The sequence below is a fragment of the Streptomyces mutabilis genome (assembly GCF_046628145.1).
Taxonomy (GTDB): domain Bacteria; phylum Actinomycetota; class Actinomycetes; order Streptomycetales; family Streptomycetaceae; genus Streptomyces; species Streptomyces mutabilis.
On the sequence record NZ_CP176874.1, the window covers coordinates 5,477,340 to 5,495,991 of the forward strand.

The following is an 18,652-nucleotide window of genomic DNA, read 5'->3' on the forward strand; positions in this document are numbered from 1 at the left end:
GGAACTTCTCGAAGGGGCGATACGCGTGAGCGCCAGCGGCACCACGACCGGACAGGTCGAGCACATGCTGCGCCAGGTGACCCCCGGGCGCTACGACGCCTACGAGGCACTGCTGCGCGCGCTCGCCACCCCCACCTCCGGCCAGGTCTGGATGCTCCTCTGGCACGGCCAGGCCGGCTCCCCGGACGCCCAGTACGGGAACATGGAGGTCGACGGCCACGGCTACGCGCCCTGCGTCACCTCCGCCCAGGAGCTGTCGGCCAGCGGCTGGAACCGTTCGTACGAGGTGGTCGACGGCCTGGAAGTGGCCCGCGCCCTCTACCCCGACCACTACGGCCTGTGGCTCAACCCGCACGCCCCCGGCGGCGGCGTCGGCATCCCCTGGCCCGACCTGCGCCGCATCGCCTCCGGCCTGGACCGCCAGCCCGCCGGACCCCTGCGCCTGTCCGAACCAGCCATCGAGATCCCGCAGTTCTACGCCCTGCTCGCGCAGAACGCCCACCGCACCCCGGCGGTCCGCGCGCTGCGCCGCGCCTGGGTCCAGCCGGCGCTCGGGGCGCCGTATCTCGCCATCGGTCTCGACGTGTACGACACCTCCCCGCCGGCCGTCGACGCGGTGCGCGCGATGATGCAGCAGTCCGTCGGCGCGGTCCCGGACGGGCTGCCCGTGTCGACCGTCGCGATGACCGACGCCCACGACCCGGTCGCCATGTGGCTGCGCGCCAACGCCCGCCCGTTCTACGACCGGGAGGCCCACGTCGCCGCTCCCGCCCAGGCGCCGGTGGGCGGATACGGATACCCTCCGGCCCAAGGCCGGTACTGACCGTCCCGGGACGTCTCCCGCCCGCGGTGGGCGGACATCTTCGCGCGTAGACGAGGACGTATGGCACCACTGTGCCGCTGATGTCCCAACTCGTCCGCGTCCGGCCCCCGTTACCCACTGTCCGGATAACGGAACACCTCGAACAGCATCACGGTTGCGCATCCATTCCCTGCCAAGTCTGGCTACAGATCGCCAAACCGTTGAAGACTCCCGCAGCAAGGGGTGACTGTTCGCCCCTTTGTACGACGGACTGATCACGCCGCTACAGCGGCAAGTGCGGGCCGGCTACCGCCGGTTGAGAGGGGTCCCTGCCAGATGACGGCACCATTGCACGAGCCGACCGCGGAAGCGGCCCCGAGTGCGGCCGAGGAGGCGGCGGTTGCCGGCGCCGAGACCAAGGCGGTTCAGGGGCGTTCCCTCGGCCGCATCGCCTGGGAGCGCCTGAAGCGGGACAAGCTGGCCCTCTCGGGCGGTATCGTCGTGCTCTTCCTCATCGTGGTCGCGATCTTCGCGCCCCTGATCACCTCGCTCTACGGGCAGGACCCCAACGAGTTCCACGAGGACCTGATCGACCCGCTGTTCGGTACTCCCACCGGCTCCCTCGGCGGCATGAGCGGTGAGCACTGGCTGGGCGTCGAGCCCGTCAACGGCCGCGACATCTTCGCCCGCATCGTCCACGGCGCCCGGATCTCGCTCCTGGTCGGCTTCCTGTCCGCCATCGTGGCCGTGATCATCGGTACCGTCCTCGGTGTCCTCGCCGGCTTCTTCGGCGGCTGGGTCGACGCCCTCATCAGCCGGGTCATGGACGGCCTGCTGGCCTTCCCGCAGCTGCTCTTCATCATCGCGCTGGTCTCGGTCATGCCGGACAGCATGCTCGGCCTCAGCGGCACCGGCGTCCGCCTGCTGATGATGATCCTGGTCATCGGCTTCTTCGGATGGCCCTACATCGGCCGTGTGGTCCGCGGCCAGACCCTCTCCATGCGCGAGCGGGAGTACGTCGAGGCGGCCCGGTCGCTGGGTGCCGGGCGGTTCTACATCCTGTTCAAGGAACTGCTGCCCAACCTGGTCGCGCCGATCATCGTCTACACCACGATGATGATCCCGACCAACATCCTCACCGAGGCCGCACTCAGCTTCCTGGGCGTGGGCGTCAAGCCGCCCACCTCCTCCTGGGGACAGATGCTGTCGAGCGCCATCGACTACTACAAGTCGGATCCCATGTACATGGTGATCCCGGGTGTGGCGATCTTCATCACCGTTCTTGCCTTCAACCTCTTCGGTGACGGCGTACGCGACGCGCTGGACCCGAAGGGCTCCCGCTGACCTGCCGTACCGCAAAGCGACCCGTGGCACCTGCACGGGGTCTCTCATCTAATCCGGAGGATCCGAGATCGTGACTACCCAACGCACCTCAGGGCGGCGCAAGCAGGCTTTGGCCGCTGCCGCAGTGGTCGCCGCGCTGCTGACCACGGCGGCGTGCGGCGGCGGAGGCGACGACAGCAACGGCGGCTCGAAGAACGGCGCGCCGGGCTTCGACGCGGCCAACAACAAGGTCGCCCAGGCCTCCGCGGCCAAGAAGGGCGGCACCCTGAAGTTCGCCAGCTCGCAGGACGCCGACTCGTGGGACACCACGCGCGGCTACTACGGCTTCATGTGGAACTTCTCCCGCTACTACAGCCGCCAGCTCGTCACGAACAAGACCGAGCCGGGCAAGGCGGGCGCCGAGGTCACCCCCGACCTCGCCACCGGTCTCGCGAAGGTCTCCGACGACGGCAAGACCTACACGTACACCCTGCGTGACGGCATCACCTGGGAGGACGGCAAGCCGATCACCTCCAAGGACGTCAAGTACGGCATCGAGCGCGTCTGGGCGCAGGACGTGCTGTCGGGCGGCCCGACGTACCTCAAGGAGGTGCTCGACCCCAAGGACGAGTACCAGGGCCCGTACAAGGACAAGTCCAAGGACAAGCTGGGTCTGAAGGCGATCGAGACGCCGGACGACAAGACCATCGTCTTCAAGCTGCCCGAGGCCAACTCGGACTTCGAGGAGATGCTGGCGCTGACCTCGGCGTCCCCGGTCCGCCAGGACAAGGACACCAAGTCCAAGTACGGCCTGCGCCCGTTCTCCTCGGGCCCGTACAAGTTCGAGTCCTACAACCCCGGCAAGGACCTGACCCTGGTCCGCAACACCGAGTGGAAGCAGGAGTCGGACCCGGTCCGCAAGGCGTACCCGGACAAGATCACGATCAAGTTCTTCTCCAACGCCAACGACCTGGACGCCCGTCTCATCGCGGGTGACTACGACCTGGACCTCGCCCAGACCGGTCTGTCCCCGCAGGGCCGCACCACCGCCCTGAAGGAGCACAAGGCGAACCTGGACAACCCGGTCTCCGGCTACATCCGCTACGCGACCTTCGCGCAGAACGTGAAGCCGTTCGACAACATCCACTGCCGCAAGGCGATGCTCTTCGGCGCCGACCACGTCTCGCTCCAGACCGCGCGCGGCGGCCCGGTCGCCGGCGGCGACATCGGCACCAACATGCTGCCGCCGTCCGTCCCGGGTTCCGAGGGCCAGAAGTACGACCCGTACGGCATGGCCGGTGAGAACAAGAAGGGCAACATCGAGAAGGCCAAGGAAGAGCTGAAGGCCTGCGGCAAGCCCAACGGCTTCAAGAGCAAGATCGCGGTCCGGAACAACAAGCCGGTCGAGGTCGCCACCGCCGAGTCGATGCAGGCGTCGCTGAAGAAGGTCGGCATCGACCTGGAGATCGAGCAGTACGACGGCTCGCAGTACGCCAGCGTCGTCGGCAGCCCCTCCAACGTGGCCAAGAAGGGCTACGGCGTCATCATCATGGGCTGGGGCCCGGACTTCCCGTCCGTCCAGGGCTACGGTCTGCCGCTGTGGCACAGCGACTACATCCTCGACAGCGCCAACAACAACTTCGCGCTGATCAAGGACAAGGAGATCGACGGCCTGTTCGCCGACTACCTGACCGAGCTGGACGACGCCGGCAAGGCCAAGATCGCCACGGAGATCAACCACAAGGTGATGGAGGGCGCGTACTACCTGCCCTTCGTCTTCGAGAAGTTCATCAACTGGCGCTCGGACAACCTGGCGAACGTGTACACCACCGACGGCTACAGCGGTATGTACGACTTCGTCAACCTCGGCCTGAAGAACCCGAAGAAGTAACCGGCACACCCGCCGTACGGCACGAAAGGCAGGTGAAGGCCGGCGCGGCGTGACCGCGGGCCCGGGACGATCTCCTGGGCCCGCGGTCCGCGGCGGGCCGCACGCTGTGCTCGCTTACCTCATCAGGCGGCTGTTCGCCGCCGCAGTGATGCTGGTGGTCATCATCCTGGTGGTCTTCTGCATCTTCTTCCTCGTCCCCAAGTGGGCGGGCGTCGACATCGCCCTGAACTACGTGGGCAAGCAGGCCGGCCCCGACGCCGTCGAGGCCGTGCGGCAGAAGCTGAGCCTCGACGACCCGGTCGTCGTCCAGGCGTGGGAGTTCATCAAGGGCATCTTCGCGGGGCGCACCTACGCCTCCGGCGGCGATGTGACCAACTGCTCCGCGCCGTGCTTCGGATACTCCTTCAAGACCGAGCAGGCCGTCTGGCCGGTGCTGACCGAGCGTTTCCCGGTGACCCTGGCCCTCGCGCTCGGTGCCGCCGTGCTGTGGCTGATCTTCGGCCTCGCCGCCGGTGTGCTCTCCGCCCTCAAGCGGGGCACCCTGTGGGACCGCGGCGCGATGATCGTCGCGCTCGCCGGCGTCTCCCTCCCCATCTACTTCACCGGTCTGCTCAGCCTGGCGATCTTCTCCTACGGCCTGGGCTGGATCGACGGTGAGTTCGTGCCCCTGGAGGACAGCCTCACCGGCTGGCTCGGCGGCATGATCCTTCCCTGGGTCACCCTGGCCTTCCTGTACGCCGCGATGTACGCCCGGATCACCCGGGCCACCATGATGGAGATCCTCGGCGAGGACTACATCCGCACCGCGCGCGCCAAGGGCCTGAGGGAACCGGTCGTCATCCGCAAGCACGCCATGCGGTCGACGCTGACCCCGCTGCTCACCATGCTCGGCATGGACCTCGGCGCCCTCATGGGCGGCGCGATCCTCACCGAGACGACGTTCAGCCTCCCCGGCCTGGGCCAGAAGGTCCTGGACGCGATCCAGAACCAGGACCTGCCGTTTATCCTGGGCGTCACCCTGATCACTTCTCTCGCGGTGCTGATCGCCAACCTCGTGGTGGACGTCCTGTACGCCGTGATCGACCCCCGAGTGAGGCTCGCATGACCGAACTCAGCAAGAGCGGAGCCGCCGTGGGCGAGCCCACCGGCACCTCGGCCGCGCCGAGCGCCTTCCTGGAAGTACGCGACCTCAAGGTGCACTTCCCGACCGACGACGGCCTGGTCAAGTCCGTCGACGGGCTCAGCTTCCAGCTGGAGCGGGGCAAGACCCTCGGCATCGTCGGCGAGTCCGGCTCCGGCAAGTCGGTGACCTCGCTCGGCATCATGGGCCTGCACACCGCCGGCCAGTACGGCAGGCGCAAGGCCCAGATCTCCGGCGAGATCTGGCTGGACGGCACCGAGCTGCTCTCCGCCGACCCGGACCACGTGCGCAAGCTGCGCGGCCGGGAGATGGCGATGATCTTCCAGGACCCGCTGTCCGCGCTGCACCCGTACTACACGATCGGGCAGCAGATCGTGGAGGCGTACCGCATCCACCACGACGTGGACAAGAAGACCGCCAAGCGCCGCGCGGTGGAGATGCTCGACCGCGTCGGCATCCCGCAGCCCGACAAGCGGGTGGACAGCTACCCGCACGAGTTCTCCGGCGGTATGCGCCAGCGCGCGATGATCGCGATGTCGCTGGTTAACAACCCCGAGCTGCTCATCGCGGACGAGCCGACCACCGCCCTGGACGTGACCGTCCAGGCGCAGATCCTCGACCTCATCCGGGACCTGCAGAAGGAGTTCGGCTCCGCGGTCATCATCATCACCCACGACCTGGGCGTCGTCGCCGAGCTGGCCGACGACCTCCTGGTGATGTACGGCGGCCGGTGCGTGGAGCGCGGCCCCGCGGAGAAGGTGTTCTACGAGCCCCGGCACCCCTACACCTGGGGCCTGCTCGGCTCGATGCCGCGGCTCGACCGCGACCAGCAGGAACGCCTCATCCCCGTCAAGGGCTCCCCGCCCTCCCTGATCAACCTCCCGTCCGGCTGCGCCTTCAACCCGCGCTGTCCGTACGCCGACGTGCCCAAGGACGACGTCACCCGCACGGTCCGCCCCGAGCTGACCGAGGTCGGCAGCAAGCACTGGGCCGCCTGCCACATGTCGCAGGAGCAGCGGGAGCGGATCTGGACCGAAGAGATTGCGCCGAAGCTGTGAGCGACAAAGCAAAGGCAAAGGCAGAGGACGAAGCGGTGACGATCCCCGCACAGAGCGACGGCTCGACGGGCGGTGCCACCCTCACCAAGGACGCCGCCCCCGGCGAGACCCTGCTGAAGGTGACCGGGCTGCAGAAGCACTTCCCGATCAAGAAGGGCCTGCTGCAGCGCCAGGTCGGCGCGGTGCGCGCCGTCGACGGCATCGACTTCGAGGTCCGCTCCGGTGAGACCCTCGGCGTCGTGGGCGAGTCGGGCTGCGGCAAGTCGACCATGGGCCGGCTCATCACCCGGCTCCTCGAGCCGACCGCCGGCAAGGTCGAGTTCGAGGGCAAGGACATCACCCACCTCGGGGTCGGCGGCATGCGCCCGCTGCGCCGCGACGTGCAGATGATCTTCCAGGACCCGTACTCGTCGCTGAACCCGCGCCACACCATCGGCACGATCGTCAGCGCCCCCTTCAAGCTCCAGGGCGTCGAGCCCGAGGGCGGGGTCAAGAAGGAGGTCCAGCGGCTGCTGTCGGTGGTCGGTCTCAACCCCGAGCACTACAACCGCTACCCGCACGAGTTCTCCGGCGGCCAGCGCCAGCGCATCGGCATCGCCCGCGCGCTCGCGCTCAACCCCAAGCTGGTCGTGGCCGACGAGCCGGTCTCCGCGCTCGACGTGTCGATCCAGGCCCAGGTCGTCAACCTCCTCGACGACCTCCAGCAGGAGCTGGGCCTGACGTACGTGATCATCGCGCACGACCTGTCCGTCGTCCGGCACGTCTCGGACCGGATCGCGGTGATGTACCTCGGCAAGATCATGGAGCTGGCCGACCGGGACCTGCTCTACAAGTCGCCGATGCACCCGTACACCAAGGCGCTGATGTCGGCGGTCCCGATCCCGGACCCGGCGCGGCGCGGCGCCAAGAGCGAGCGCATCCTGCTCAAGGGCGACGTGCCCTCGCCGATCTCCCCGCCGAGCGGGTGCCGCTTCCACACCCGGTGCTGGAAGGCGACGCAGATCTGCAAGACGACCGAGCCGCCGCTGAAGGAGCTGCGCCCCGGACAGCAGGTCGCCTGCCACCACCCGGAGAACTTCGAGGACCAGGCCCCGCAGGACGTCGTCCTGCTCTCCGACGCCAAGGAGGCGGCGGAGCTGGTGGCCGAGGACGCGCTCGCGGAGTCGGCCCGGACCTCGGCGGCGGTGGCCGCGGAGGTGGAGGCGGCGGAGGCCGATTCCGCGGAGGCGGAGTCCGCGGAATCTGCGGAGGCCGAGGCTCCGGAGGCCGAGGGCGGCGAGGACGCGAAGAGCAGCGAGGCTGCGAAGAAGAGCACCGAGGCTGCGAAGAGCACCGAGGCCGCGAAGAAGAGCACCGAGGCTGCGAAGAGCACCGAGGCCGCGAAGAAGAGCGCCAAGGACGCGAAGAGCACCGAGGACGCCGAGAGCACCGAGAGCGCCGACGAGGAGCCTCCCGCCAAGGAGAAGTGACCGTTCGCCGCGCGTGAGCCCCCGCCTTCGTTTGCAAGGCGGGGGCTCATCGGCAGGTGAGAATGGCAGGGTGTACGAGCAACTCTTCACCCCCACCGTCCAGCACACGCTCGACCTGATCGGCATCTTCGTCTTCGCCATCTCCGGAGCGCTGCTGGCCGTACGCAAGAACTTCGACGTGTTCGGCATCGCCGTCCTCGCCGAGGTCACCGCGCTGGGCGGCGGGCTGTTCCGGGACCTGGTCATCGGCGCCGTACCGCCCGCGGCCTTCACGGACCTGGGGTACTTCGTCACCCCGCTGTTCGCCACCGCCCTGGTCTTCTTCCTCCACCCGCACGTGGAGCGCCTCCAGACCGGTGTGAACGTCTTCGACGCGGCCGGCCTCGGTCTGTTCTGCGTCGCCGGCACCACCAAGGCGTACGACTACGGGCTCGGCCTGACCGCCTCCGCCTGCCTGGGCCTGGCCACCGCGGTCGGCGGCGGCGTACTGCGGGACGTGCTCGCCAACGAGGTTCCCTCGCTGCTGCGCTGGGACCGCGACCTGTACGCCGTCCCGGCGATCGTCGGTGCCACGATGGTCGCCCTGTGCATCCGCTACGAGGCCCTCACCCCGTTCACCACCGGCCTGGCGGTGGTCACGGCCTTCGTCCTGCGCCTGCTCGCCCTGCGCTTCCACTGGCGGGCACCGCGTGCCTGGAACCGGCGGTCGACCGTGGTGGAGGGGGACTGAGAGCTCACTGGCGCCTGAGGACGTCCTTGAGGAAGACGACACCGTCGATCGCGGTCAGGTGGTCCGGATCGAGCGGCGCGTAGCCGAACCAGGGGGATTCCCGGTGCGCGGGCCGCCTGTCGCCGAGGGCGGCGGCCAGCTCCGCGGCATCGACGAGGCAGCGGTCCTCCGGGAGCGCGTACAGGAGCCCCTCGACGCTGTCCGGCGGCGGGGTGTCCACCCCCTGGTGCCGGATCGTCCCGACCGCCGTGGCCACGAAGGCGTACTCCTCGCCGAGCCGGGCGCTCACCAGAGCGCCGGCGCTCCACCACTCCACCGGCCCCTGCCACATCCGCATGCTGCTCTTCGCCCGCTGGAGATGGGCGTTCTGGGCGTGGACGAGCACCGGGCCCCGGTCGGCGAGCGCGAGGAGGTTGTCGGCCATCATCCGGTCCCGCAGGCCCAGCAGCCGGTTCATGCGGGCGGGGGAGGGGTCGGCCATCCAGTGGTGGTAGCGCAGCAGGCCGGCGGCGGTACGCGCGTACAGGCGTGCCCGGTCCAGGTCCTCCCGCGAGGCTGCCGCCGCGTGGACCTGGGGCGTCTGCTCGTCGAGCAGCGACATCAGGTCGTCGGCGAGCAGCCGCAGCTCCCGGGCCTCGGCCGACCGTCCCGCCGACTTGGCCGGGTCCATCATCGCGGCGGGCTCGGTCCACCGGTCGTCCGTGCCCAGCAGACGGTCCAGCGTCTTCGCCGTGCAGGGGAGCAGGGCGGCGTCCACCCGGGCCGCGAGGAAGGCGTGGAGCGCGGTGAGGGCCTGCCTCGGGCTCTCGGCATGGGTGATCTCCAGCGGGCCGTCGAAACCGGCGAAGCGGACGCGTTCGGAAGCCGGCCGCCCCTCGTTGTACTCCCGCATCCAGCGCACGAGTTCGCGGTTGGCCGCGGACGCGCCGAGCCCGTGGCTGAAGCCGTGCTCCATGACCTCGTCGAGCGTGCCGGTGCCCGAGGTGACGTGGGCGTCGACGACCAGTCCCCTCAGGCAGTCGCTCTCGATCGCGATCGTCCGGTAGCCCTCCTCCTCGACCAGTTGCCGGAACAGGTCGTCGCGCGTCTCGAGCAGCAGGTCCTCGCCGTGGGTCGGCTCGCCCAGCGCGAGCATCCGGGGCCGGGCCGGCAGCAGCTCCATGAGGGCGGCGGCCTCGACGGCACGGGCGGTGTCCTTGATGTCGGTAGCCATACATTCAACGGTATCGTTGAACTTTCGGTGGAAACTTTTCGGCGATAGCCTCGGCTGTGTGCCCAGAAACCTTCAAACCGACGCACAGTTGAGGCCGGTCGACCTGGCGCGCGGGCACGGGCTGTCCACACAGGCCGTCCGGAACTACGAGGAAGCCGGCATCCTCCCCGCCGCCGACCGCACCGACAGCGGATACCGCACCTACACCCCGCTGCACGCGCGTGCCCTCGGCGCCTTCCTCGCCCTGGTCCCGGGGCACGGTCACCGGACGGCGGCCTCGATCATGCGGGCCGTGAACCGGGGCGCCGAGGGGGAGGCGCTCCGGCTCATCGACGAGAGTCACGCCCAGTTGCTCGCCGACCGGCGGACCCTCCAGGCGGTGGAGCGGGCGCTGCGCGACCTGGCGTCCGCGCCCGCCGCACAGGCGCCCGGCCGTGGCGGGACGTTCGTCGGACCGCTGGCTCGGGAACTCGGCATCCGGCCCGCGACGCTGCGGAAGTGGGAGCGCGCCGGTCTGGTCCAGCCGCGCCGCGACCCGCTGACCGGGTACCGCGTCTACGACGAGGCCGACGTACGGGACGCCCGGCTGGTCCATCAGCTGCGGCGGGGCGGCTATCTGCTGGAGCAGATCGCCCCCGTGATCGACCAGGTGCGCGGGGCCGGCGGACCCGAGCCGCTGGAGGCCGCCCTGCGGGACTGGCACGGCCGGGTGTCCGCCCGGGGACGGGCGATGCTCGCGGGCGCCGCCGAACTGGAGGGCTACCTCCGGGCGCGCGGCTGAACTCCCGGCCGTTCCGGCCTCGCGGGCGTCGGGCGTCGGGCGTCGGGCGTCGGGCGTCGGGCGTCGGGCGTGGGGCGGGCGATCGACGGGCGGCGGCCAGACGGAAAGCTACCGCTTAGTAATTGGGTGTTGTACCGTACAGCCATGCCAGAAGCAGCCTCCGCAGCGGCCACCCGGACCTCGATCGGCGACAGCGAGTTCGACCGGGACACCGCCGTCACCCGGCGCGCGCCCGGGGTCTACGACATCGACCTCTCCGCCGGATGGACGATCATCAACGCCGTCAACGGCGGCTATCTGCTGGCCGTCCTGGGCAGGACCCTCGCGGACGCCCTCCCGCACACCGACCCCTTCACCATCTCGGCGCACTACCTCACCGCCTCCCGGCCGGGCCCGGCGGTCGTGCGCACCGAGACCGTCCGGACGGGCCGCACCCTCTCCACCGGCCAGGCCTCCCTCTTCCAGTACGACGACGAGGGCAACGAGGTCGAGCGCATCCGCGTCCTCGCCTCCTACGGCGACCTCGACGCGCTGCCCGACGACGTCCGGACCTCGGCGAAGCCCCCCGCGATCCCGCCGATGGACCAGTGCCTCGGCGCCGAGGACGGTCCCACCCCCGTCGACGGCAGTTCGGCCATCGCCGACCGTCTGATGCTCAAGCTGGACCCCGCCACGCTGGGCTGGGCGCTCGGGCAGCCCTCCGGCCGGGGCGAGATGCGGGCCTGGTTCGGGCTCGCCGACGGCCGTGACGCCGACCCCCTCTCGCTGCTCCTCGCGGTGGACGCGCTGCCGCCGACCGCCTTCGAGCTCGGGCTGAAGGGTTGGGTGCCGACGGTCGAGCTGACCGTGCACGTGCGGTGCCGTCCGGCACCGGGCCCGCTGCGCGTCTCCATCACCACCCGCAACCTCGCCGGCGGCTTCCTGGAGGAGGACGCCGAGGTCTGGGACAGCGCCGACCGCCTGGTGGCCCAGTCCCGCCAGCTCGCCCGGGTCCGGCTCGGCTGACCGGGGTCCGCCGACCCGCCGCCGGCGCCGGGTCAGTCCAGCCAGTGCCGGCGGCCGACGCTGATCAGCCGCATCTGGCGCGTCGCGGTGTCGGCCGCGCGCCGACGCTCCTCCTCCGGGGCCTGAAGCGTCTCCAGGAACAGTGAGGCCGTGGCCAGCATCTGGTCGACGTACAGGCCCGCGACCATCAGCAGGTCGGCCTCGCTCCAGCCCTCCGACACGGGGTCCTTGGCCAGCTCGTCCTTGACCTCCCCGGCGAACCTGGCCAGTTGCTCCCGTATCGCCTCCCGCACCGGCTGCACCCCACCGTGCCGTTCGCGCGCGACGAAACGGACGTGCGCGGGGTGGGCGGCCACGTGTCCGGCGATCAACTCGACCGCGCGGGCGATCCGTTCGTCGCTGTCCCCGGCCGGTGACACGGTGGTCCGGATCATCGGGTGCAGACTCCCCAGCGCCTCCTCCACCAGCGCCACGCCCAGGTCGGCCGTGGAACGGAAGTGCCGGTAGAAGGCGGTCGGCGCGACGCCCACCGCGCGCGTGACCTCGCGCAGACCCAGGCTGCTCAGACTCTGCTCCTCCAGCAGTGCGAGCGCCGCGTCCAGCAGCGCCTGCCGGGTCTTTTGCTTCTGGGCCTGACGAACGCCCGGGGTGTGACTCATGCCATGCAGTTAACAACTGTTCTCTGTAATTGAAAACCCATGGGGCGCGCTAGACTGGGAAGTCAGTGAACAAGTGTAACTACAAGCGTTCACCGATGGTTGGGGGATCCGCTCCATGCTGTTTCTCGTCGCCGCACTCCTGTTCCTCGGCGTGGTCCTGGGCACCGTCGCCCACGCACCGCTCACCTTCTCCGTCGCGGCCGGCCTGGTCATCGCCGTCTGGCTCGGCGTCTTCGCCATCCGCGAACGGCACGGCCGCCGCCGCGGCACCTCCGCCCACTGACGCACGGTCCACCGACGCACGGCAGGGAGACCACCATGCAGCTCACCGCACCGGCCACCCGCAGGACCGGCATCCGGGACACCGACGGCATGGCCGTCGCCTCCTTCGTCCTCGGCCTGCTCGGTCTGCTCGTCCTCAACGTGTTCCTGGGCCCGATCGCCATCGCTCTGGCGGGCGTCGCCCTGCGCCGCGGCACCGCGCGCCGCGGCCGGGCCCTCCTGGGCCTCGGCCTGGGCATCGCCGACCTGCTCGTCCTGGTGGCGTTCATGTCCGCGGACAACACGATGTCGTGGAGCCTCTGAGCCACCGCGCCGGGGCCTACGAGCCACCGCGCCGGGGCCTACGAGCCACCGCGCCGGGGCCTACGAGCCACCGCGTCGGGGCCGACGAGTCACCGCACCCGAGCCTCTGAGCCACCTCACCGCCCAGTCCGGCCAGCTCCGCGACGAGGCCAACCTTGCTCTGAGGCCGGGCGGGACCGACCCGTAGAATCGGCCTCACCATGGCTTACCTCGACCACGCCGCGACGACCCCGATGCTCCCCGAGGCAGTCGAGGCACTCACCGCGCACCTGAGCGTCACCGGCAACGCCTCCTCCCTCCACGCGTCCGGCCGCCGCGCACGGCGCACCGTCGAGGAGGCCCGCGAGACCCTCGCCGAGGCCCTCGGTGCCCGGCCCAGCGAGGTGGTCCTCACCTCCGGTGGCACCGAGGCCGACAACCTCGCCGTCAAGGGCCTGTACTGGGCGCGCCGCGACGCCGACCCGGCCCGCACCCGGGTCCTGGCCAGCCCTGTCGAGCACCACGCGGTCCTCGACGCCGTCCACTGGCTCGGCGAGCACGAGGGCGCCACCGTCGAGTACCTGCCGGTCGACGCCCACGGCCGCGTCCACCCCGAGGCGCTGCGCGAGGCCATCGCCCGCGACCCCGACGACGTGGCCCTCGCCACCGTCATGTGGGCCAACAACGAGATCGGCACGGTCATGCCGGTCCGGGAACTCGCCGACACGGCCGCCGAGTTCGACGTGCCGCTGCACGCCGACGCGGTCCAGGCGATCGGCCAGCTCCCGGTCGACTTCGCCGCCTCCGGGCTCGCCGCGATGACTGTTTCCGGCCACAAGATCGGCGGCCCCTACGGCATCGGCGCACTGCTCCTCGGCCGTGAGTACAGCCCCGTACCCGTCCTGCACGGCGGCGGCCAGGAACGCCACGTCCGCTCCGGCACCCTCGACGTCCCCGCCGTCGCCGCCTTCGCCGTCGCAGGGCGCCTCGCCGCCGGGCAGCGCGAGTGGTTCGCCCGCGAGATCGGCGCCCTGCGCGACTCCCTGGTCGACGCGGTCCGCACGGCGGTGCCGGACGCGATCCTCGGCGGCGATCCGGCACCGGAGGGCCGTCTCCCCGCCAACGCCCACTTCACCTTCCCGGGCTGCGAGGGCGACTCCCTCCTCCTCCTGCTCGACGCCCAGGGCATCGAGTGCTCCACCGGCTCCGCCTGCACCGCGGGCGTGGCCCAGCCCAGCCACGTCCTGCTGGCCACCGGCACCGACCCCGACCTGGCCCGCGGCACCCTGCGCTTCTCGCTGGGCCACACCTCCACCGAGGCCGACGTCGAGGCACTCGCCAAGGCCATCGGCCCGGCGGTGGAACGGGCGCGGGCGGCGGGGCTGAGCTAGGGCCTGTCAGACAGGACCACAGGGGCCGGGGTCAGGCGCTCTTCGAGGCACCGGGGGAGGGGGCCGAAGCGTCGGGAGAGGGGGCGCTCGTCGCCGCGCGCCGCACCAGCTTCATGTACCGGTCCCAGTCCCAGTGCGGCCCCGGATCGGTGTGGTCGGTGCCCGGCACCTCCACGTGGCCGATGATGTGCTCGCGGTCCAGGGGTATGTCGTAGCGCGCGCAGATCCCCGCCGTCAGCCGCGCGGAGGCCGCGTACATCTCGTCGGTGAGGTCCTGCGGGCGGTCCACGAAGCCCTCGTGCTCGATCCCCACACTGCGCTCGTTGTAGTCGCGGTTGCCCGCGTGGTACGCCACGTCCAGCTCGCGGATCATCTGGGTGACGCGGCCGTCCTGCCCCACGATGTAGTGCGTGGCAGCCTTGTGCGCCGGGTCCTGGAACGCCTTCACCGCGCTCGCGAAGCTGCCCTGCGTGACATGGACGATCACCATGTCGACGCCGAAGTCGTCGGGCCGGTCCGCCCGCCGCCAGTTCTCGTCCGACGCCGCCACCCAGCTGGCCGCCGCGTAGTCGACCACGCCCTCCTCGCGGGGCCGCTCCACCCCCGGCACGCGCCACCACAGGCGGGCCAGCTCGTCGCGCGCCAGCACCGCGGTGCCCACGGCCGCCGCGGTGCCGCCGACGAGCAGCGCCCGCCGGCCGATGCGCCGGTCCCCGTCCTTGGGCCCGCCGGACCCGCCGCCCGGTCCGCTCGCGGACCCGCCGGTGGATGAGCCTGTCGATACGTGCTTCGCCCCCATGTGATCGTGAACGCATACTCGCGCGCTACGGTTCCCGCCTCCCCGTACTCTGGAAGGGTTATGACTGACACCCCGCAGCGCACCCGTCCCCTCCGCGTCCTCGCCGCCATGTCGGGCGGAGTCGACTCCGCCGTCGCCGCCGCCCGTGCGGCCGAGGCGGGGCACGACGTGACCGGCGTCCACCTCGCGCTCTCCGCGAACCCGCAGTCCTTCCGCACCGGCGCGCGGGGCTGTTGCACCATCGAGGACTCGAGGGACGCCCGCCGCGCCGCGGACGTCATCGGCATCCCGTTCTACGTGTGGGACCTCGCCGACCGCTTCCGGGAGGACGTGGTCGAGGACTTCGTCGCCGAGTACGAGGCCGGCCGCACCCCGAACCCGTGCCTGCGCTGCAACGAGAAGATCAAGTTCGCCGCGCTGCTCGACAAGGCGCTGGCGCTCGGCTTCGACGCCGTCTGCACCGGCCACTACGCCCAGGTGATCCTCCGCGAGGACGGCACCCGCGAACTGCACCGCGCCTCCGACATGGCCAAGGACCAGAGCTACGTCCTCGGTGTGCTGGACGACCGCCAGCTCGCCCACGCGATGTTCCCCCTCGGCGACACGGTCACCACCAAGGACGAGATCCGCGCGGAGGCCGAGCGCAGGGGCCTGGCGGTGGCGAAGAAGCCCGACTCGCACGACATCTGCTTCATCGCCGACGGCGACACCCAGGGCTTCCTGGCCGACCGGCTCGGCAAGGCCGAGGGCGACATCGTCGACGAGGCGGGCAACCGGCTCGGCACCCACGAGGGCGCCTACGGCTACACCATCGGCCAGCGCAAGGGCCTGAGGATCGGCACCCCGGCCCCCGACGGCAAGCCGCGCTACGTCCTGGACATCTCCCCGGTGACCAACACCGTCACCGTCGGCCCCGCGGAGGCCCTGGACGTCGACGCCCTGCGCGCGATCAAGCCCCGCTGGTGCGGTGCCGCCCCGACCGGCCCCGGCACCTACACCGCCCAGCTCCGCGCCCACGGCGGCGAGACCGAGGTCCGGGCGGAACTGGTCGACGGGACCCTGGAGGTCACGTTCACGGAGCCGGTGCGCGGCGTCGCCCCCGGTCAGGCGATCGTGCTGTACGACGGCACGCGCGTGGTGGGGTCGGCGACCATCGCGTCCACCACACGCGCGACGGCGGGCGCGGCCTGAGCGGAGGGGACCCGCCCACCCCGCCCACCCAGGTCGGCCACCGGATCACTGCGCGAAGAACTCCGTCAGCACCGGCGCCAGCATGCCCGGCTCCACCATGTGGGTCTGCCCCTCGACGGTGCCGTACCTCCCGTCGGGGGCGGCGTCCGCGATGGCACGGGCGGCCTCGTGCCACCACGCGTCGCTCGCGCCGCCCGCGAGGGCCAGCAGGGGACAGGTGATCGAGGCGATCTCGGACCGGGGAACCCGGTTGTCACCCATCACCGCGTCGTCGTACGCCAGACTCGGCGCGACCGACTCCATGCCGGCCCACATCGGCGACTGGCGGGCGCCCCGGATCATCTCCTCGCCCAGGCCTGCCAGCCGCAGGAACAGTTCCACCGCGTCCCCGTGCCGCCCCTGTGCGAGAGCCTCCGTCAGCCGCTCCCGGTACTCCGCACCGGCCCGCGCGGTCGCGTCGTCCATGGCGTACGGCACCTCGTACACGGCGACGCTGCGCACCGGCAGCCCGCCGGCCGCCGCCCGGAGCGCCAGCGCGCCGCCCGACGAGACACCGAAGAGCGACGCCTCGCCGCCCAGCGCCTCGATCAGCGCCGCCAGGTCCTCGACCTCGCGCTCCACCGCGTAGGGCGCCGTGTCGCCGCTCTCCCCGCGGCCCCTGCGGTCGTACACGGTGACGTCGAGACGGCCCGACAGCTCGGCGGCCAGCGGAGCCATCGTGGCGCCGGTCGACATGGCGCCGCTGACGAGGACGACCGCCGGTCCGTCACCGGTGCGTTCGTAGCCGATGCGCGTGCCGTCGCGCGAAAGGGTCTGCATCTCCATGCCTGTGCAGACTGCCCTACGGCACGCGAATAATCGGTCAGCGACGGGTCAGGACACCTCCGCGTCGTAGAAGCACAGGTGGTCCTTGATCTCCGCGACCTCCGGCTTGGGCTCCGGGTACGCCCAGACCAGGTCGGCGGCGTCCGGCAGCGACCAGTAGGACGCGTCGCCCTTGAAGGGGCAGTGAGTGGTCGTGCCGGACGGCGTGAGCAGGTCGAGCCGCACGTCCTCGGCCGGGATGTAGTACCGGTCGGGACAGCCCGTCTCGCGCAGCACCAGCGCCGCGTCGCTCTGAGCCAGCACCTGCCCGCCGTGCACCACGCGCACGTGCCGGTCGCTCGGTTCGACGCTGATGCGGTGTCCCTTGAGTCCCTTGGTCACGGTCGTCCTCCTGGTGGCAGTGGTCCCGTCACTACAGCGTGCCCGGAGGCCGGGTTCTTCCCCTCCGGACCGGGCCGTACGGTGGAGACCATGAACATCTGCGTCTTCCTCTCCGCCGCCGACCTCGACGAGCGCTACACGCGCCCCGCGCGGGAGTTCGCCGAACTGCTGGGCAAGGGCGGTCACACCCTGGTCTGGGGCGGCTCCGACGTCGGCCTGATGAAGGTGGTCGCCGACGGCGTGCAGGAGGCCGGAGGACGACTGCTCGGCGTCTCGGTCGACTTCCTGGCGGCCAAGGCGCGCGAGGGCGCCGACGAGATGGTCATCGCGCGGGACCTCGCCGAGCGCAAGCGGCTGCTGCTGGAGAAGGCCGACGCCGTGGTCATCATGGTGGGCGGCACCGGCACGCTGGACGAGGCCACCGAGATCCTGGAGCTGAAGAAGCACGGGCACACCGACAAGCCGGTCGTCCTGCTCAACACGGCGGGCTTCTACGACGGCCTCAAGGAGCAGTTCCGCCGCATGGAGGACGAGGGCTTCCTGCCCCGCCCCCTCACCGAGCTGGTGTTCTTCGCCGAGGAGCCGGTCGGCGCGCTCGCCTACCTGGAGGAGAGCCAGGGCATCGAATAGGCCCGCGGTGATGCGAGCATGGCGGGCATGGCTACACATGTGATCACCGGAGCGGGCTCCGGCATCGGCGCGGCCGTCGCCCGCCGCCTGCACGAACGCGGCGACGAGATCGTGCTGCACGCGCGCGACGCGGGCCGTGCGAAGGAACTGGCGGCCGCGTTCCCCGGCGCGAAGACGCTGGTCGGCGACCTGGCGGACCCGGACAAGCTCTCCTGGGCCTTCTCGCACCAGACGCTGCCCGACCGCGTGGACTCGCTGCTGCACGTCGCGGGCGTCGTCGACCTCGGCCCGGTCGGCGACCTCACCCCGAAGACCTGGCGCAACCAGCTCAACGTCAATCTGGTCGCCCCCGCCGAGCTGACCCGCCTCTTCCTGCCCCAGCTCCGCGTCGCCCAGGGCCACGTGCTGTTCGTCAACTCCGGCTCCGGCCTCAACGCCCACGCCGGCTGGTCCGCGTACGCCGCCTCCAAGCACGGCCTCAAGGCCCTCGCCGACTCCCTTCGCCACGAGGAGCACGCGAACGGCGTCCGCGTCACCTCCGTCTACCCCGGCCGCACCGCCAGCCCCATGCAGGCCAAGGTCCACCAGCAGGAGGGCAAGGAGTACGACCCCGCCAAGTGGATCGACCCCGAGTCGGTCGCCACGACGATCCTGATGGCCCTGGACCTCCCGAGGGACGCGGAGGTCAACGACCTGACGGTGCGCCCGGGGCGGTAAGGCTCTGAAACGCCGGTCCGGTCTTCCAGCCCGTCCGGCGTTCGAGGACGAGGCCGTCCAGGCCGAAGCGGGGGCCGGGGGC

General features: G+C 71.0%; 20 protein-coding genes. 15 read left to right on the forward strand and 5 right to left on the reverse strand.

Going from position 1 to position 18,652, the window contains the following annotated elements:
- Positions 1-25: 25 nt before the first annotated feature.
- From ACLIN4_RS24865 to ACLIN4_RS24895, 7 genes are all read left to right on the forward strand, one after another.
- The gene (locus ACLIN4_RS24865; RefSeq protein WP_100049110.1) at positions 26-823 is read left to right on the forward strand and encodes an enhanced serine sensitivity protein SseB C-terminal domain-containing protein; all 798 of its coding nucleotides are present in this window, start codon (positions 26-28) and stop codon (positions 821-823) included.
- A gap of 315 nt (positions 824-1,138) precedes the next feature.
- Entirely contained in the window at positions 1,139-2,146 is a 1,008-nt protein-coding gene (locus tag ACLIN4_RS24870) for an ABC transporter permease (RefSeq protein WP_100049109.1), read from the forward strand.
- A 70-nt stretch (positions 2,147-2,216) separates the two neighbouring features.
- Positions 2,217-4,016 carry an ABC transporter substrate-binding protein gene (locus ACLIN4_RS24875; protein WP_100049108.1) on the forward strand — a complete coding sequence of 600 codons (1,800 nt, stop codon included), beginning with the start codon at positions 2,217-2,219 and terminating at the stop codon, positions 4,014-4,016.
- Between the two features lie 106 nt (positions 4,017-4,122).
- On the forward strand, positions 4,123-5,121 hold the full coding sequence (locus tag ACLIN4_RS24880) for an ABC transporter permease (RefSeq protein ID WP_046248335.1): 999 nt from the start codon (positions 4,123-4,125) through the stop codon (positions 5,119-5,121).
- Positions 5,118-6,215 carry an ABC transporter ATP-binding protein gene (locus ACLIN4_RS24885; RefSeq protein ID WP_100049107.1) on the forward strand — a complete coding sequence of 366 codons (1,098 nt, stop codon included), beginning with the start codon at positions 5,118-5,120 and terminating at the stop codon, positions 6,213-6,215. Before ACLIN4_RS24880 ends, ACLIN4_RS24885 begins: the two co-directional genes overlap by 4 nt.
- Positions 6,216-6,250: 35 nt before the next feature.
- Positions 6,251-7,684, forward strand: coding sequence for an ABC transporter ATP-binding protein (locus ACLIN4_RS24890; protein ID WP_289911592.1), 1,434 nt, complete (start codon positions 6,251-6,253; stop codon positions 7,682-7,684).
- Positions 7,685-7,754: 70 nt separating this feature from the next.
- Positions 7,755-8,414, forward strand: a complete 660-nt coding sequence (locus ACLIN4_RS24895) for a trimeric intracellular cation channel family protein (protein WP_100049105.1) — start codon at positions 7,755-7,757, stop codon at positions 8,412-8,414.
- Between the two features lie 4 nt (positions 8,415-8,418).
- Here ACLIN4_RS24895 and ACLIN4_RS24900 read toward each other — a convergent pair whose 3' ends face one another.
- Positions 8,419-9,627 carry an erythromycin esterase family protein gene (locus tag ACLIN4_RS24900; RefSeq protein ID WP_107477068.1) on the reverse strand — a complete coding sequence of 403 codons (1,209 nt, stop codon included), beginning with the start codon at positions 9,625-9,627 and terminating at the stop codon, positions 8,419-8,421.
- Positions 9,628-9,685: 58 nt separating this feature from the next.
- On the opposite strand from ACLIN4_RS24900, the gene ACLIN4_RS24905 reads away from it, so the two are divergent.
- Positions 9,686-10,408 carry a TioE family transcriptional regulator gene (locus ACLIN4_RS24905; protein ID WP_289911598.1) on the forward strand — a complete coding sequence of 241 codons (723 nt, stop codon included), beginning with the start codon at positions 9,686-9,688 and terminating at the stop codon, positions 10,406-10,408.
- Between the two features lie 144 nt (positions 10,409-10,552).
- Positions 10,553-11,413 (forward strand): thioesterase family protein, encoded by an 861-nt coding sequence (locus ACLIN4_RS24910; protein ID WP_411576245.1) that lies wholly within the window; start codon positions 10,553-10,555, stop codon positions 11,411-11,413.
- Between the two features lie 32 nt (positions 11,414-11,445).
- Here ACLIN4_RS24910 and ACLIN4_RS24915 read toward each other — a convergent pair whose 3' ends face one another.
- Positions 11,446-12,072, reverse strand: a complete 627-nt coding sequence (locus tag ACLIN4_RS24915) for a TetR family transcriptional regulator (protein WP_411576246.1) — start codon at positions 12,070-12,072, stop codon at positions 11,446-11,448.
- A 115-nt stretch (positions 12,073-12,187) separates the two neighbouring features.
- Here ACLIN4_RS24915 and ACLIN4_RS24920 point away from each other — a divergent pair, with 115 nt between their 5' ends.
- The 3 genes from ACLIN4_RS24920 (at position 12,188) to ACLIN4_RS24930 (ending at position 14,027) form a co-directional block, all read left to right on the forward strand.
- Entirely contained in the window at positions 12,188-12,355 is a 168-nt protein-coding gene (locus ACLIN4_RS24920; protein WP_307652073.1) for a hypothetical protein, read from the forward strand.
- A gap of 35 nt (positions 12,356-12,390) precedes the next feature.
- Positions 12,391-12,657 carry a DUF4190 domain-containing protein gene (locus tag ACLIN4_RS24925; RefSeq protein ID WP_100045443.1) on the forward strand — a complete coding sequence of 89 codons (267 nt, stop codon included), beginning with the start codon at positions 12,391-12,393 and terminating at the stop codon, positions 12,655-12,657.
- A gap of 200 nt (positions 12,658-12,857) precedes the next feature.
- Entirely contained in the window at positions 12,858-14,027 is a 1,170-nt protein-coding gene (locus ACLIN4_RS24930) for a cysteine desulfurase family protein (RefSeq protein ID WP_107477071.1), read from the forward strand.
- A 31-nt stretch (positions 14,028-14,058) separates the two neighbouring features.
- On the opposite strand, the gene ACLIN4_RS24935 is transcribed toward ACLIN4_RS24930, so the two are convergent.
- Positions 14,059-14,826, reverse strand: coding sequence for an N-acetylmuramoyl-L-alanine amidase (locus ACLIN4_RS24935; RefSeq protein ID WP_107477072.1), 768 nt, complete (start codon positions 14,824-14,826; stop codon positions 14,059-14,061).
- 60 nt (positions 14,827-14,886) lie between these two features.
- Between ACLIN4_RS24935 and mnmA the strand changes: the two genes are divergently transcribed.
- Positions 14,887-16,017, forward strand: coding sequence for a tRNA 2-thiouridine(34) synthase MnmA (mnmA, locus tag ACLIN4_RS24940; protein WP_019329745.1), 1,131 nt, complete (start codon positions 14,887-14,889; stop codon positions 16,015-16,017).
- Positions 16,018-16,062: 45 nt separating this feature from the next.
- On the opposite strand, the gene ACLIN4_RS24945 is transcribed toward mnmA, so the two are convergent.
- Together ACLIN4_RS24945 and ACLIN4_RS24950 are read right to left on the reverse strand one after the other, a co-directional pair.
- Positions 16,063-16,842, reverse strand: a complete 780-nt coding sequence (locus ACLIN4_RS24945; RefSeq protein ID WP_411576247.1) for an alpha/beta fold hydrolase — start codon at positions 16,840-16,842, stop codon at positions 16,063-16,065.
- Positions 16,843-16,890: 48 nt separating this feature from the next.
- On the reverse strand, positions 16,891-17,223 hold the full coding sequence (locus tag ACLIN4_RS24950) for a DUF427 domain-containing protein (protein ID WP_107477074.1): 333 nt from the start codon (positions 17,221-17,223) through the stop codon (positions 16,891-16,893).
- Positions 17,224-17,313: 90 nt separating this feature from the next.
- Between ACLIN4_RS24950 and ACLIN4_RS24955 the strand changes: the two genes are divergently transcribed.
- Positions 17,314-17,853, forward strand: coding sequence for a TIGR00730 family Rossman fold protein (locus tag ACLIN4_RS24955; RefSeq protein ID WP_019329748.1), 540 nt, complete (start codon positions 17,314-17,316; stop codon positions 17,851-17,853).
- A 27-nt stretch (positions 17,854-17,880) separates the two neighbouring features.
- Complete coding sequence (locus tag ACLIN4_RS24960) at positions 17,881-18,570, forward strand: SDR family oxidoreductase (protein WP_179342354.1); 690 nt, start codon at positions 17,881-17,883, stop codon at positions 18,568-18,570.
- Positions 18,571-18,652 lie beyond the last annotated feature (82 nt).

What these genes read in the sequence shown, in the direction of transcription:
- ACLIN4_RS24925 (WP_100045443.1), top strand. Translation starts at nt 12,391, where the DNA reads ATGCAGCTCACCGCACCGGCCACCCGCAGGACCGGCATCCGGGACACC.
- ACLIN4_RS24920 (WP_307652073.1), top strand. Translation starts at nt 12,188, where the DNA reads ATGCTGTTTCTCGTCGCCGCACTCCTGTTCCTCGGCGTGGTCCTGGGC.
- ACLIN4_RS24915 (WP_411576246.1), bottom strand. Translation starts at nt 12,072, where the DNA reads ATGAGTCACACCCCGGGCGTTCGTCAGGCCCAGAAGCAAAAGACCCGG.
- ACLIN4_RS24945 (WP_411576247.1), bottom strand. Translation starts at nt 16,842, where the DNA reads ATGGAGATGCAGACCCTTTCGCGCGACGGCACGCGCATCGGCTACGAA.
- ACLIN4_RS24910 (WP_411576245.1), top strand. Translation starts at nt 10,553, where the DNA reads ATGCCAGAAGCAGCCTCCGCAGCGGCCACCCGGACCTCGATCGGCGAC.
- ACLIN4_RS24885 (WP_100049107.1), top strand. Translation starts at nt 5,118, where the DNA reads ATGACCGAACTCAGCAAGAGCGGAGCCGCCGTGGGCGAGCCCACCGGC.
- ACLIN4_RS24870 (WP_100049109.1), top strand. Translation starts at nt 1,139, where the DNA reads ATGACGGCACCATTGCACGAGCCGACCGCGGAAGCGGCCCCGAGTGCG.
- ACLIN4_RS24935 (WP_107477072.1), bottom strand. Translation starts at nt 14,826, where the DNA reads ATGGGGGCGAAGCACGTATCGACAGGCTCATCCACCGGCGGGTCCGCG.
- ACLIN4_RS24930 (WP_107477071.1), top strand. Translation starts at nt 12,858, where the DNA reads ATGGCTTACCTCGACCACGCCGCGACGACCCCGATGCTCCCCGAGGCA.
- ACLIN4_RS24955 (WP_019329748.1), top strand. Translation starts at nt 17,314, where the DNA reads ATGAACATCTGCGTCTTCCTCTCCGCCGCCGACCTCGACGAGCGCTAC.
- mnmA (WP_019329745.1), top strand. Translation starts at nt 14,887, where the DNA reads ATGACTGACACCCCGCAGCGCACCCGTCCCCTCCGCGTCCTCGCCGCC.
- ACLIN4_RS24960 (WP_179342354.1), top strand. Translation starts at nt 17,881, where the DNA reads ATGGCTACACATGTGATCACCGGAGCGGGCTCCGGCATCGGCGCGGCC.
- ACLIN4_RS24900 (WP_107477068.1), bottom strand. Translation starts at nt 9,627, where the DNA reads ATGGCTACCGACATCAAGGACACCGCCCGTGCCGTCGAGGCCGCCGCC.